The 13199-nt window shown below is 62.7% G+C and carries 13 protein-coding genes; 4 read left to right on the top strand and 9 right to left on the bottom strand.

From position 1 onward, the window contains the following. Nucleotides 1–115: 115 nt before the first annotated feature. Nucleotides 116–253 (bottom strand): hypothetical protein, encoded by a 138-nt coding sequence (locus tag AC1DMA_RS21725; RefSeq protein WP_478126075.1) that lies wholly within the window; start codon nucleotides 251–253, stop codon nucleotides 116–118. A 310-nt stretch (nucleotides 254–563) separates the two neighbouring features. After that, nucleotides 564–2444, bottom strand: a complete 1881-nt coding sequence (gene glmS, locus AC1DMA_RS21720; protein ID WP_478145473.1) for a glutamine--fructose-6-phosphate transaminase (isomerizing) — start codon at nucleotides 2442–2444, stop codon at nucleotides 564–566. Nucleotides 2445–2581: 137 nt separating this feature from the next. Here glmS and AC1DMA_RS21715 point away from each other — a divergent pair, with 137 nt between their 5' ends. Then, nucleotides 2582–3061 carry an Lrp/AsnC family transcriptional regulator gene (locus AC1DMA_RS21715; RefSeq protein ID WP_478145472.1) on the top strand — a complete coding sequence of 160 codons (480 nt, stop codon included), beginning with the start codon at nucleotides 2582–2584 and terminating at the stop codon, nucleotides 3059–3061. Between the two features lie 21 nt (nucleotides 3062–3082). Here AC1DMA_RS21715 and glmU read toward each other — a convergent pair whose 3' ends face one another. From glmU to AC1DMA_RS21690, 5 genes are all read right to left on the bottom strand, one after another. Beyond that, nucleotides 3083–4471, bottom strand: coding sequence for a bifunctional UDP-N-acetylglucosamine diphosphorylase/glucosamine-1-phosphate N-acetyltransferase GlmU (gene glmU / locus AC1DMA_RS21710; RefSeq protein WP_478145579.1), 1389 nt, complete (start codon nucleotides 4469–4471; stop codon nucleotides 3083–3085). Nucleotides 4472–4587: 116 nt separating this feature from the next. Further along, nucleotides 4588–5022: an acyltransferase gene (locus tag AC1DMA_RS21705; protein ID WP_478145471.1), complete on the bottom strand. Its 435-nt coding sequence runs from the start codon at nucleotides 5020–5022 to the stop codon at nucleotides 4588–4590. Nucleotides 5023–5180: 158 nt separating this feature from the next. Continuing rightward, nucleotides 5181–5999, bottom strand: coding sequence for a glycosyltransferase family 2 protein (locus AC1DMA_RS21700; RefSeq protein ID WP_478145470.1), 819 nt, complete (start codon nucleotides 5997–5999; stop codon nucleotides 5181–5183). Next, nucleotides 5996–7216, bottom strand: coding sequence for an MATE family efflux transporter (locus tag AC1DMA_RS21695; protein WP_478126070.1), 1221 nt, complete (start codon nucleotides 7214–7216; stop codon nucleotides 5996–5998). The genes AC1DMA_RS21700 and AC1DMA_RS21695 overlap by 4 nt, the downstream gene beginning before the upstream one ends. A gap of 187 nt (nucleotides 7217–7403) precedes the next feature. Next, nucleotides 7404–8174, bottom strand: a complete 771-nt coding sequence (locus tag AC1DMA_RS21690; RefSeq protein ID WP_478126069.1) for a Crp/Fnr family transcriptional regulator — start codon at nucleotides 8172–8174, stop codon at nucleotides 7404–7406. 124 nt (nucleotides 8175–8298) lie between these two features. Here AC1DMA_RS21690 and AC1DMA_RS21685 point away from each other — a divergent pair, with 124 nt between their 5' ends. Then, complete coding sequence (locus AC1DMA_RS21685) at nucleotides 8299–8691, top strand: BLUF domain-containing protein (RefSeq protein ID WP_478145469.1); 393 nt, start codon at nucleotides 8299–8301, stop codon at nucleotides 8689–8691. Between the two features lie 5 nt (nucleotides 8692–8696). Here the strand turns inward: AC1DMA_RS21685 and AC1DMA_RS21680 are convergent, their stop codons facing one another. Then, nucleotides 8697–9035, bottom strand: coding sequence for a DUF2917 domain-containing protein (locus AC1DMA_RS21680; RefSeq protein ID WP_478145468.1), 339 nt, complete (start codon nucleotides 9033–9035; stop codon nucleotides 8697–8699). A 144-nt stretch (nucleotides 9036–9179) separates the two neighbouring features. Here AC1DMA_RS21680 and AC1DMA_RS21675 point away from each other — a divergent pair, with 144 nt between their 5' ends. Next, a complete protein-coding gene (locus AC1DMA_RS21675) occupies nucleotides 9180–10163 on the top strand; it encodes a LysR substrate-binding domain-containing protein (RefSeq protein WP_478145467.1) in 984 nt (327 codons plus the stop codon). Between the two features lie 389 nt (nucleotides 10164–10552). Here AC1DMA_RS21675 and AC1DMA_RS21670 read toward each other — a convergent pair whose 3' ends face one another. Beyond that, nucleotides 10553–11170 carry a 5-formyltetrahydrofolate cyclo-ligase gene (locus AC1DMA_RS21670; RefSeq protein ID WP_478145466.1) on the bottom strand — a complete coding sequence of 206 codons (618 nt, stop codon included), beginning with the start codon at nucleotides 11168–11170 and terminating at the stop codon, nucleotides 10553–10555. A gap of 9 nt (nucleotides 11171–11179) precedes the next feature. Here AC1DMA_RS21670 and AC1DMA_RS21665 point away from each other — a divergent pair, with 9 nt between their 5' ends. After that, nucleotides 11180–13198 (top strand): lytic transglycosylase domain-containing protein, encoded by a 2019-nt coding sequence (locus AC1DMA_RS21665; protein WP_478145465.1) that lies wholly within the window; start codon nucleotides 11180–11182, stop codon nucleotides 13196–13198. Nucleotide 13199: the final 1 nt, after the last annotated feature.

Here is a 13199-nt window from a genome sequence, read left to right as displayed (position 1 = left end):
TCCCCGACATGAGCACGCGGTCGAACGTGAATAACGATCGCGATCAGACCGACCACAACGCCCCACAAAGCGTTCAGGCAGGGGGCCTCGCTCCTTCGAAAAGCTGAATCCTCCTTCACGCAGCAGGCACTTCGAGAAGACCGCTTGAGGAAGGATTTTTGCCATTCGGATCGTAGAGCGCTTCCAGCTTGGAAGGCGGAGTGACGCCGGGCGTGGCGCCGATGACCTGCGCGACCCTGACCAACTTCGCCATTCCTAGGCCTTATGCGGAAACGCAGCGCACGACGGCCTACGTTCTATTGAGCACTCTCGGGAGTGAGCGACAGCTTGCCCGTTCGACGTGGACCTGCAATCGCGCTTCGAATGTCGGTACTAGGTCAGACGTCGAAGGTGCACGCCGCCACGACGCACACTCCCAATGCTGCGCTCAGTCCTGGTGAAAGGCGAAAATTTATAGCCGAAAATATCCACAACGCATATTTTTAGCAAATCCGACCCCGTCCCCTCGAAGAAAATATCCACAACCTTAGCAAATCGAGGGTGATTGCCCCCCCCGAGCCCCATCACTCCACAGTCACGCTCTTCGCCAGATTCCTCGGCTTGTCCACATCCGTCCCCCGGGCGCAAGCCGTGTGATACGCGAGCAACTGCAGCGGCACCACGTGCAGCAGCGGCGACAACGCGCCGTAGTGCTCGGGCATGCGGATCACGTGGAGTCCTTCGCCGCTTTCAATGCGCGTGTCGCCGTCGGCCAGCACATAGAGCACGCCGCCGCGCGCGCGCACTTCCTGCAAATTGCTCTTGAGCTTCTCCAGCAGTGCGTCGTTGGGTGCGACGGTGACGACGGGCATCTCGCTGGTGACCAGCGCGAGGGGGCCATGCTTGAGCTCGCCGGCCGCATACGCCTCCGCATGGATGTAGGTCACTTCCTTGAGCTTGAGCGCGCCTTCGAGCGCAATCGGGTAGTGCAGACCGCGCCCGAGGAACAGCGCGTTTTCCTTTCGCGCGAAGTCCTCGGCCCAGCTGATGATCTGCGGCTCCAGCGCGAGCACCGACTGCAGTGCGACCGGCAGATGCCGCATTTCCTTCAAGTAGCGCGCTTCATCGGCTTCGGACAATCGGCCCTTGGCTTGCGCGAGCGCCAAGGTGAGCAGAAAGAGCCCAGCCAACTGCGTTGTGAAGGCCTTGGTCGAAGCCACGCCGATCTCCACCCCGGCCCGCGTGATGTAGGCCAGCTTGCATTCGCGCACCATCGCGCTGGTCGCGACATTGCAGACGGTGAGCGTCTGCGTCATGCCCAATGAACGCGCGTGCTTCAACGCGGCCAGCGTGTCGGCCGTCTCGCCGGACTGGCTGATGGTGACGACCAGCGTCTTCGGATCGGGCACGGAGTCGCGGTACCGGTATTCGCTCGCGATTTCGACCTGGGTCGGGATCTTGGCAATGCCTTCGAGCCAGTACTTTGCCGTGCAGCCGCTGTAGTAGCTGGTGCCGCATGCCAGGATGAGGACCTTGTCGATGTCCTTGAAGACTCGCCATGCAGCGGCGCCGGGCTCGCCATCGACGGCAGCGCCGTCAAAGAGCTCGGGCACGATGCCTTCCACACCCTCGAGCGTGTCGGCAATGGCGCGCGGCTGCTCGAAGATTTCCTTTTGCATGTAGTGGCGATACGGGCCGAGTTCGGCCGCACCGCTGTGCGCCTGAACGGTGCGCACAAGGCGATTCACCGGCTTGTGCGTGCGGTCGACGATCCAGTACTTGCCGGGCTGGATGTCGACGACGTCGCCCTCTTCGAGGTACACGATCTGGTCCGTCACGCCGGCGAGTGCCATCGCATCGCTCGCGAGAAAGTTTTCGCCCTCCTCTGCGCCCACTCCGAGGATCAGCGGCGACCCGGCACGCGCGCCGACGACACGGTGCGGTTCATCGCGGGAGATCACGGCAATCGCATAAGCGCCGTGCAGTTCCTTGACGCTGGCCTTCACAGCTTCGAAGAGATCGCCGTCGTAGTGGCTGTCCACGAGATGCGCAATGACTTCGGTGTCCGTCTGGCTCGCGAATGCATAGCCTTTGGCTTGCAACGCCGCGCGCAGCGCTTCATGGTTCTCGATGATGCCGTTGTGCACGATCGCGATGCGACCCGGCCGCGCTGCCTCGGCGTCCGCGCCGGGGCCATGGCTGAAATGAGGGTGCGCGTTGTGGACCGCCGGCGCACCGTGGGTCGCCCAGCGCGTGTGGGCGATGCCGGTGGTGCCTTCGATGCGATCGGTCTTCACTTGGGTCAACAGGTCGGCCACGCGCGAGGTCGTGCGAGCGCGCTGCAGTCCGCCGGCATACACGGCCACACCGCAGGAGTCATAGCCGCGGTATTCGAGACGCTGCAGGCCTTGCACGAGGACGGGAACGATGTCGCGACCGGAAACAGCGCCGACGATGCCACACATGGTTTGCTCCTTGAAAATTTTGTATGGAGCGATGCTAGCTGCGGGTTGTGAAATGTTTTAGCTAAATCCCACAGTGCAGCGAAAGCAAATTTCATCGAACGGAATGATCGATCGAATATTTCGTCAAAATGACGTTTATGAAACTTTCAGATCTCGACAGCATCGATCTGCGCCTTCTGGACGCGCTCCAACGAGACGCCTCCCAGAGCAATCAGTCGTTGGCCGAGCGCTTCAGCATCTCTCCGCCGACGTGCCTGCGTCGCGTGCGGCGCCTGCGCGAGGCAGGTTGGATCGAAAGCCAGGTCGCGATCCTCAATGCCGAACAAGTCGGGCCGCTCCTCACCGCGGTGGTCGAGATCTTGCTGGATCGGCAGGATGCGTCCGCGCTCGATGCTTTCGAGCAGCGCGTCGCAATCGACGAAGCCGTCCAGCAGTGCTACCGCGTTTCGCCGGGGCCGGACTTTGTATTGATCGTCACGGTGCGCGACATGCCGGGCTATCAGGCACTGGCGCAGAGACTCTTCACGAGCGACGCCAACGTGCGCAACGTGAAGGCGTTTTTCAGCGTCAAGCGCGCCAAGTTCGCGCCGCAGTTGCCTCTGCCCGGTCTCGAATAGGCCGTCGCGCCATCTACCGCTTCAGTTCTTGGGCGCCTTCTGCGGCCGCGCCCAGTTCGCGAAGCTCACCTGCCGCCCGCGCGAGATCGACAACGCGCCCGGTTCCGTGCTCTTGGTGATGGTCGAACCGCCGCCGATCGTGCCGCCCGCGCCGATGGTGACGGGCGCGACCAGCACGCAGTTGCTGCCGACGTGCACGTCGTCACCGATCAGTGTGCGGTGCTTGTTGGCGCCGTCGTAGTTGGCGGTGATGCTCCCGGCGCCGTAGTTGACGCGTTGGCCCACGGTGGCATCCCCCAGATAGGCGAGGTGATTGGCCTTCGCTCCGGCGGCGAGCGTCGAATTCTTGACTTCGACGAAGTTGCCGATGTGCACCTCGGCACCCAGGCGCGTTCCCGGGCGCAAACGCGCGAATGGTCCCACCAGCGAGCCCGCGCCCACCGTCACGCCAGCCTTGTCGCCGTCGATGTGCGTAAAGGGATGGATCACCGAGCCCGTCTCGATGCGCGCATTGGCGATGACGCAGTTGGCGCCGATGCGCACGCCGGCTCCGAGCGACACGGCCCCTTCGAACACGCAGTTGACGTCGATTTCGACATCCGCTTCGCACGCGAGCGTGCCGCGCAGATCAAATCGCGCCGGATCGGCCAGGCGAACCCCCTGCGCCATCAGTGCATCGGCCTGGCGCAATTGATAGGCGCGCTCCAGCGACGCCAGCTGCGCCGGGCTGTTCACGCCGGCCACTTGCAAGGCATCGTCGGTGCGGTGTGCAACCACAGGAACACCGTCCACAGTGGCAAAGCCGACGACGTCCGTCAGGTAGTACTCGCCTTGCGCGTTCTTGTTGTCGAGCCGCGTGAGCCAGCTTCGGAGGAGCCGGGCCGGCACAGCCATGACGCCGGTGTAGACCTCCGTGATGGCACGCTGGGCTTCGCTGGCGTCTTTCTCCTCGACGATGGCGAGCACTTCACCCTCGCCCTCCTCTTGAGCCGGCGCGCGCACGATGCGGCCATAGCCGGTCGGCTTGTCCACCTGGATGGTGAGCAGCGCGAGCCGCCTCCCGGCGCTTTCGGCGACCAGCGCTCGCAAGGTCGATTCGCCGATGAGCGGCACGTCGCCGGAAAGCACGACCACGGTGCCGTCGTCCGGCAGAAGCGGCATCGCCTGCTGCATCGCGTGGCCGGTGCCAAGTTGCGGAACCTGCCGCGCGAAAAGCGGCGCCACGCCCGGCACTGCGCCGTCCATCGCCGACTCGACGTCGGCCGCACCATGTCCGGTGACCACGACGATGTTGCGTGCGCCGACGCGCGCCGCCGTGTCGATCACGTGAGCGACGAGCGACCGGCCGCCCAGCTTGTGCAAGACCTTGGGCAGGCTGCTCTTCATGCGCGTGCCTTTGCCGGCGGCCATGATGACGATGTCGAGCGCCGTAGCGGCGGATTGCGAGGAGGTTTGCAACGAGGCCTGCAAAGAGGATTGCGATTCGGACATGCGATGGGAGCGATTCGGATCGCTCAGGAAGCTGTTCAGTGGAAAAGCCGTCGATAGTCGAGCTGATAGGTCAACTCGACCTCGCGACTGCCGATCGGGCGGGCGGGAATGCCGCCCACGACCGCATTTTCAGGCACGTCGGCGGTCACGACCGAACCTGCTGCGACCACCGACCCACGCCCGAGATGCACGCCCGGCAAGATGATTGCGCGTGCGCCGATCCACACGTAGTCATCAATCACCACCGGCAGGTCGATGCCTGCGAAAGTGGGCGACTGCACATCGTGCGTGGCCGTGAGGATCATGACCTCGGAGCTGATGGAGACATTGCTCCCGATGGTCAGGCCGGCGCGGTTGTCCAGCCGGCACTTTTCATTGACGACCGAATTCGGCCCGATCCACAGTTGGCCGCGCGTGTCGAAAGTCGTCCCCATGAGGAGGCTTGTTCCGGGCTGGATTTCAAAAGCCATGACGCGCGCGTACCAAGCATGCCGCAAGAAGTGCGAGGGGATTCTATTGATCCAGTGATTGGTCAAATAGATCAAAAACTCCATGCCGACAGCTCTTATTTTTCCTGCGATCATCATGCCCCGATATTCACGGTCTTTTTTTTTCAAATACATGCCGGTCAGGATGCAGCCGTTTTTCGACGATTCGCAAATGGGCGAAGAATGAATCGCTGGTAAAAAAATGGAATGGTGAGCATGAAAGGCCGCGTCAGCAATCGGCTATAAAACCGGCGCTGGTCACTGAGCCCGCCCATTTTCCAGTTGTCGTTTGAAAAGTAGGCAGTCCATAGCCGCTCGGATTCCTCGTGAGCGACGTGTTGCAGCGTCGCAGATTTGGCCTCGGCATGGCAGCGAAAGCCGCCGATGAAATCCGGGATCATGTGAAATTTGGCGCCTGCAAGATAAAGCCGGCTGAACCAGTCGAGGTCCATCGCAAAGCGCAAGGACGCATTGAGCTCTTCGGACATCGCATCGGCGCGCCAAAAGGCGGTTTCGCTCGCAACGTTGTAGCCATGTTCGGCAGGATTGAAGACTCGCCCGCACACCCAGCCGATCACGTGCGATTCGGCATTCAGCATCAAACGGTCGCCATGCACCACGCCGACTTCCGGGTTCTCGTCGAAAACGCGCAGCACCTTCTTCAAGGCGCCCCGCAGATACACGTCGTCGCTGTTCAGCCAGCCGACGATGTCCGCCTTTGCATGCTTCAAGCCCTTGTTGATGGCGTCCGTCTGTCCGCCATCTCGCTCCGAGACCCAGAAATCGATGCGGCTGGAATACTTCTTGAGCACATCGACCGTCTCGTCGGTGCTGCCGCCGTCCATCACGATGAGCTGCAGCCCGTCAATGTCCTGGTTGAAGATTGAAAGCAGCGTTTCCTCGATGTATTTCCCTTGGTTGTACGAAGGGACGACGATGCTTATTCTCGGCTTATTCATGGCGTTGAACATTCCAATTCAGGTTCCGGCTCCGGCTCTTTCTTCAAATCGGGCCATTTGAGGAACAGCAGGACATATTGATACACGAAATGAGCGGCGCACGTCACGATGTTGAACCAGAGAATCATAGGAAGCGTGCCTGCCCCGAATCTCCATAAAAATGCGCATTGCAACAAGATCACGAATATGACGGCGTATGCCTGCTTTTCGGTAAATCCGCGCACCGCCAGCGTCATGAAGGCAAAGCCGGCGCCATTCATGAGAATGGTCGAAAGAAAAAGCATCCAGACATAGGGTACCATGTTCTGATATTTTGCCCCGAGTAAAATAATCCAATATTGCGGCAAAAAGACCGCCGTCACCAGCAAAAGGAACAAGGCACCCAGATAAGCGAGGTGCACCTTTGCAATCAACGAAACGAGCCGCTTCCCGGCAGGCGCCCGCGCAATGACCGGGAAGAGAAGAATAGCCCCGACCCTGTCGACGATTGCCAGCGCAAGCGCCAACCTTCCGAAGGCGCCGATCTCGGCCACTGTGGTCGCGGTGCCGAAAAGCGAAGCCAGGAAGATCGTGATCGCGCCCTGCACCTGGAAGAAGATGGCCGACGGAATCAGTGGAACGACGATCTTGAGGATCTGGCCGTCGATCTGCTTTTCTTCCGTCGCGCTCAGCCGCGTTTCCTCGATCTTCCTCGCCTTGAACTCCCGTCGATAAAGAACGATGGCAAACAACTCCGAAACCACCGTGGCGCACAAGAGAAATGCAATCGAATAAGGCGTCAGCGGCAGCAGCAGAACGGCGCCGACCATGAGGAACCGCGATGCGGTCACGAAGAAGGTGATGCGGCTGATCGCCGACACCTGCCCAAGGATCACGAGCACGGTCCCAGCAAAGCTGCCGCGCAGCGACGCCAGCACCGACGCGACCACCATCAGCGCCGCCCAGGCATAGGCCCACAGCAGCCACTGGTGCTGAATGAAGGTGTAGATGCCATAGGGAATGACGACCGCGAAGCTCACGATGAGCATCAGCGTTCGGCGACGAAAGACCTGTCCGCACACACCCATCACCCAGTGCACTTCGGAGCTTCGCTGGCCGACGATCGGCAGCGGGCATTTGGACAACCCGAGATCGGTGATGCCCATGATCAACTGCAGGCAGGTGATGAGGAAGGTGTACACCGCGTACTGGTCCTTGGGCATCACGTTGACGATCAAGAGCCCGGTGATGCCGGCGACCCCAACGCTGAAAGACTCGACGCCGCTCACCATGACGATCTGGCGCAGCCGGGAGAGCAGGTTCATTGGTGCGTGCGGTGGAGAGGGTTCTGGATGGGAACCTGACGATACGCGATAAAAACAACGATCCGACAGCGATACGGCAACGATGGCAATGCGCCGACACTCAGATCAGCGGAACCGGACGCAGCGGCCGTTCGAAGTAGTCACCCAGCGATTCAAGGGCCCGGGGTTCCAGGATTCGCAGCCAGCCGTCTTCCAGGCGATGAAGGTTCAGGTGCCGCAGCCGGCGCAGGGTCTTGTTCGTGTGCACCAGCGAAAGCCCGAGCGCGTCGGCGATGTGCTGCTGGTTGAAGGGAAACTCGACCCAGCCGTCGCGCACCATGCCGACGCGCTCGGCACGGCGATAGAGATGCATCAGCAGCATCGCGACTCTTTCGCTCGCATTGCGCCTGCCCGCCGTCACGAGGTTGTCGTCCACCATCTTTTCCTCGCGCGCGGCCAGCCACGTGATCTCATAGCCGAGCTTCGGATGCGCGTGGAACAAGTCCCAGAGTTCGTCACGCTTGAAGACGCAGAGCGTGACGTCGGTCACTGCCTCGACCCCATGGGTGAAACCATCGGCAAATTCGTCCTGCAGGCCGATGAAATCGCCGGGCAGCAGGAAGCTCAGTATCTGCCGACGGCCGTCGCTCAGCGTCTTGAAGCGAAAAGCCCAGCCGGCGTAGAGCGTGAAGAGAGAGGCGCCGGGGCGGTATTCGTCGACGATGGGCTTGCCCGCCTGGACGACGCGCGAACCATGCCGGAATTTCTCGATGACGCGCAATTCGTCGCCGGCGACCTTAAGGAACGCGGCATTGGCACGAAGCCCGCATCGGTCGCAGGGGTCGTTGCCGCTTGGGGGAATGGCGGGAGGCGGATAGTCCTCGAGTTTCACGCTGGCACTATATATGCCGGGTCGCCAGGGAGCGGCGCTTCCTGAGTGTCTTTTGACATTTCACGGATCGGCCGCGGCTTCTAAACTGCGATCGCCTTCACTCCCCGATTCTTTTCCGACGCCGATGGAATTCCAGGAAATCCTCTACTGCAGCAAACTCGCATCCGATCAGTCAACCACGGTGGTGGGGCATATCGTGTCCCAGGCCCGGGCGAGAAACGTTCATGAAGGGATTACGGGACTGCTCGTCTTTGACGGCCTGCGCTTCTGCCAGCATCTGGAGGGGCCGCCCGGACCGGTGATGTCGCTGATGCGCCGGTTGGCGGCGGACCGCCGGCATTCGGACATCCGTGTCCTGTACGAGGGTTCACTGGCGCAACGCCGCTACCAACGCTTCGAGATGGGTCTCGCGGAGGTCGAAGACCACGAAGACCTCGCGGACCTTCACGACCTGCACGGCAAGGCGGCTCTCGATCATTTCATCGCCCTGCGTTCCCGCTTCGACATTGCAGGCTGAAGGGCTCAGCTATTGGAGACAGTGGCGGATTGGGCAACGGCGTCCCAGCTGTAGGTTGCGCCGTTGCTATCCCAAGGCTCCATGACGATGCGCTGGCCCGCGGGGACGTTCAGCGATTCGCCCGGAGCCAGCACAAGGTCTTCGCTGCCCCAATGGGCTGTGGCGTCGCGCGTCACCCAAATCCGCCCCTGGCGAACCCGCAGCACGCTGGCGCTCGATGCCTTGAGGCTCATCGCGTGCCCGGCATCGAGTTGCCATGCGCCGCGGCGCACGGCCGAGGGCACATTGGCCTGGCGTCCCAGCGCAATGGAAGACGGCGAGGTGGAGGTGTAGACGGCAGACATGTTCGGCTCCTGGATGTTGAGCACGCTATTGCGCGCTTCGGGAATGAATGATCTGCCCACCTTCGTTGGCGGTCCAATGAAAACGCGGTAGCCTACTGATTCCGGTTTCGCATCAATCAACCCACCCGCAGAAGCTCGCCCCACATGCTTCATTCGCAAACACACCTGCGTTCCAGGCCCATATCGGCGGGCCATCTCCGCGCCTTCGAAGCCGTCGCTCGCCACCTCAACTTTCGCGCCGCGGCCGACGAAATGGCGCTGACCCAATCGGCGGTCAGCCGCCAGATCCAGTCACTCGAGGAAGAAGTCGGCGTCGGGCTCTTCCTGCGACACACCCGAGCGGTCGAATTGACGAGCGCAGGCTCGCAGTTGCTGCTGGCGGTCCAGCAGTCCTTGCCGCGCATCGACGGCGCCGTTCGCCAGATCCGACAGAACGCCGGACGAAAGAGTGTGTCGCTCACCACCTTTGCGTCCTTCGCTTCGATGTGGCTGATTCCGCGGCTGGAGGCATTCCAGCGCGACAACCCCGAAATCGACATTCGCATCGACGCAAGCGATGCGGCGCTCGACCTCGACGTAGCCGACGTGGACATCGCCCTGCGCTACGGCCCGCGCGAGCACATGCCCCCCGGCGCGCTGCGTCTCTTCGGCGAGACCATCACGCCGGTGGCAAGCCCTTGGCTCATCAAGACCAATCCGCCGATCAAGTCCCCGGCGGATATCGCGCGCTTCACGCTGATCGAAGCCGGCGACGCCCATCGCACGCACCTGGAATGGCTGACCTGGCGCCGCTGGTTCGAGGTCAACAGCATGGGCCGCGCGCAGCCGCGGCGCTGGCTGTACTTCAACTACGCCTATCAGATGGTCCAGGCTGCGCTGACCGGCCAAGGCGTGGTCCTGGCGCGCAGTTCGCTCATCGCGGAAAGCCTGGCCAACGGCGATTTGGTGGAGGTGCTCCCGCACCACCGCATGGATTCACCGATGGCCTATTGGCTGATCACTGGCCCGCGCGGCGCGCCAAGGCCTGAAATCCAGGCTTTCAACGATTGGCTGCAGGCCCAGGCTTCCATTACCCGGGAAACAATCGGCGAGGTGCCAGACCCCGACACCGTCGACCAACTAGATTGAGGCTTCGACGCCAGAAACACCGCGGAACCGGCTTTGCCGGGCCGCTGGTGTTGCCCCCGGCAGGGGGTGGGCGGCTACACGAAGTGAGCAAGCCTGGGGGTGAGCCACTGACACCGCGGAACCGGCTTTGCCGGGCCGCTGGTGTTGCCCCCGGCAGGGGGTGGGCGGCCACACGAAGTGAGCAAGCCTGGGGGTGAGCCAGTGACACCGCGGAACCGGCTTTGCCGGGCCGCTGGTGTTGCCCCCGGCAGGGGGTGGGCGGCTACACGAAGTGAGCAAGCCTGGGGGTGAGCCAGTGACACCGCGGAACCGGCTCTGCCGGGCCGCTGGTGTTGCCCCCGGCAGGGGGAAGGCGAAGCGACACGAAGTGCGCGAAGCCTGGGGGCGAGTCACGAGATCGGCCAGACGACGCCGTTGTCATTGAGGATGGCGTCCAGCGGCACGTCGTGGGCCTCCGGCTCGAACTCGCCGAGAAAACCGTTGGTGAAGCCCAGTCCGACGGTGAAGGGCCGGGGCTCCAAGGCGGCAAGCGTGCGGTCGTAAAAGCCGCCCCCATAGCCCAGGCGATAGCCGCCGGCGCTGTAGCCCAGACAAGGGACGAACAGCAGCGTGGGCACGATCAGCTCGGTGTCCTTGGGCTTGGGGATGTCGAAGGCGTCGTTTTCCATCGGGCAGCCGGGATACCACGCGTGAAAGGTCAGCGTCTTGTGCACGCGGTCGACGACCGGAAGGCCGATGCGCCTGCGTTGCGGTTGGTCGAGCAGTTCGCCGTCTTCTTTCCAGCGATGCAGGGCTGGCAGTGGATCGAACTCGCCCTTGATCGGCCAATAGGCACCGATGACGGTGTCCGGCCGTCCGACCAGCCAGATCCGCATCACGCGCTGCAGAAGATCGGCGCGCGCGAGCCGATCAGGCATCGCAAGACGCTGTTCGATCAGCGCCGCGCGAACCTGAGTTTTGAGAAATGTGGCAGTGGCCGAGGTGTCGGCACCCTTTGACTTGTCCATAATCCCCCGATGCAATTCGCAAGCATTTTGGCATCCGTCCGCCGACTCCGGAGCGGTGCCCTCTCCTCCCTTCTTTTTTCGTTTGCTGCATTTGCAACCGTGAGCCAACCGGCCGCTGCGCAAAACAGCAACGACGACGTCCTGCTCCAGATGAAACAGGCCGCCCAGCGCGGCGACAAGGCGCGTCTCACTGCGCTGTTGCCGCAGGCGCGCGGCCATGTGCTGGAGCCATGGGCGGCCTACTGGGAAATGAAGGCTCGCCTGCAGGACGTCAGCCTGCCTGAACTTCAGGAATTTCTCGCACGGTATGCCGGCACCTACCAGGAAGATCGCCTTCGCAACGACTGGCTGCTGCTCGCAGGCCAGCGACGCGACTGGAATGGCTTCACGTCCTTGCACCCGGCGTTCCGCATGAACGACGATGCCCAGGTGCGCTGCTATGCCGTCTTGATCGAGACCTTGCAGTCCGGCACCGCCACGCAGGGCCAGGCGGAGGAAGTGCGCCGCAACTGGTTCGGCCAGCGCGACCTGGATGACGGCTGTCTCACCGCGGCCGACCGCATGATCAGCGCGCGCATGATGTCACCCAACGATGCCTGGAAGAAGGCGCGCCTCGCCATCGAGGCGAACCGTCCTCAGGCTGCCCGCGCGGCGATCATGCTGGTCGCGCCGGACGCCATCCCGCTCTTCGACGAAATGAACGCCAACGTCGGCAAGTTCCTGGCGAGCCGAGCCGTCGTCGCGGCCAAGTCGCGGCGCGAACTCGTGGTGCTGGCGCTCATCAAGATGGCCAACAGCGATCCGGAAACGGCCGCCTCGCAGTTCGACGTGAAGTGGAGCCCCATGCTCTCGGCCGAAGAGCGCAACTGGCTCTGGGGCACCATGGGGCGCCAAGCCGCGATCAAGCTTTCGCCGCTCGCCAACAACTATTTCGCCAACGTCACCAAGAACAGCGACCTCAGCGACGAAATGCTCGCGTGGAAGGCGCGCGCCGCCCTGCGCACCGGCGACTGGAAGATCGTGCAAACCGCCATCGATGCCATGAGCGAAACGCAGCAGCGCGACCCCACCTGGGTCTACTGGAAAGCTCGCTCGCTCGCTTCATACGGCGGCGACGAACGCCGTGCGCAGGCCCGCGTGCTCTACGAGAGCATTTCCGGCACGCGTGGCTTCTACGAGTTGTTGGCGCTCGAAGAACTGGGCCAGCGCGCGACGGTGCCGAGCCGACCAGCGCCGCTCACTGCAGAAGAAAAGAATGCCGCTCGCAACAACCCGGCATTGAATCGGGCGATCTATGCCATCTCGATCGGCATGCGCCCCGAAGGCACGCGGGAGTGGAACTACGCGACCAACCTGCACGCCACCGGCGGCATGAGCGACCGCGACCTGCTGGCGGCGGCCGATCTGGCCTGCCAGCGCGAGATATGGGACCGTTGCATCAACACCAGCGAACGCACCAAAGGCGTGATCGACGTGGATCAGCGCTTCCCCATGCCGTTCAAGGACATGGTGGTGCGCAAGAGCCGCGAAATCGGGCTTGATCCGGCCTACGTCTATGGCCTCATTCGCCAGGAAAGCCGCTTCATCATGGACGCCCGTTCGGGCGTCGGCGCCTCGGGGTTGATGCAGGTGATGCCTGCCACCGCGCGCTGGACGGCCAGGAAGATTGGCATGAGCGATTTCACGCAGGGCCAGATCAACGATCACGACACCAACATCACCATCGGCACCAACTACCTGAAACTCGCGCTCGACGACTTCGACGGCTCGATGGCACTGGCTGCGGCCGCCTACAACGCCGGCCCGGGCCGGCCGCGCAACTGGCGCAACGGGCCGCCCATGGAAGCAGCCATCTGGGCTGAAAACGTGCCGTTCAGCGAAACACGCGACTACGTCAAGAAGGTGCTGGCAAACACCACCAACTACGCAGCACTCATCACCGGCAAGCCCCAGTCGCTCAAGGAAAAGCTAGGCCGCGTCGGACCTCGCGACACCCCCGAACCCGAGGCGACCAAAGACCTGCCTTGAC

It is taken from the genome of Variovorax sp. 05N34, from assembly GCF_056397405.1.
The sequence above is the reverse complement of the archived record's forward strand: the minus strand, read 5'-3'. Positions and strand labels throughout refer to the sequence as shown.

Excerpts from the sequence above, each read along its gene's own strand:
- AC1DMA_RS21725 (WP_478126075.1), bottom strand. The coding sequence starts at position 253 with ATGGCGAAGTTGGTCAGGGTCGCGCAGGTCATCGGCGCCACGCCCGGC.
- glmS (WP_478145473.1), bottom strand. The coding sequence starts at position 2,444 with ATGTGTGGCATCGTCGGCGCTGTTTCCGGTCGCGACATCGTTCCCGTC.
- AC1DMA_RS21715 (WP_478145472.1), top strand. The coding sequence starts at position 2,582 with ATGAAACTTTCAGATCTCGACAGCATCGATCTGCGCCTTCTGGACGCG.
- glmU (WP_478145579.1), bottom strand. The coding sequence starts at position 4,471 with ATGGCCGCCGGCAAAGGCACGCGCATGAAGAGCAGCCTGCCCAAGGTC.
- AC1DMA_RS21705 (WP_478145471.1), bottom strand. The coding sequence starts at position 5,022 with ATGGCTTTTGAAATCCAGCCCGGAACAAGCCTCCTCATGGGGACGACT.
- AC1DMA_RS21700 (WP_478145470.1), bottom strand. The coding sequence starts at position 5,999 with ATGAATAAGCCGAGAATAAGCATCGTCGTCCCTTCGTACAACCAAGGG.
- AC1DMA_RS21685 (WP_478145469.1), top strand. The coding sequence starts at position 8,299 with ATGGAATTCCAGGAAATCCTCTACTGCAGCAAACTCGCATCCGATCAG.
- AC1DMA_RS21680 (WP_478145468.1), bottom strand. The coding sequence starts at position 9,035 with ATGTCTGCCGTCTACACCTCCACCTCGCCGTCTTCCATTGCGCTGGGA.
- AC1DMA_RS21675 (WP_478145467.1), top strand. The coding sequence starts at position 9,180 with ATGCTTCATTCGCAAACACACCTGCGTTCCAGGCCCATATCGGCGGGC.
- AC1DMA_RS21670 (WP_478145466.1), bottom strand. The coding sequence starts at position 11,170 with ATGGACAAGTCAAAGGGTGCCGACACCTCGGCCACTGCCACATTTCTC.
- AC1DMA_RS21665 (WP_478145465.1), top strand. The coding sequence starts at position 11,180 with ATGCAATTCGCAAGCATTTTGGCATCCGTCCGCCGACTCCGGAGCGGT.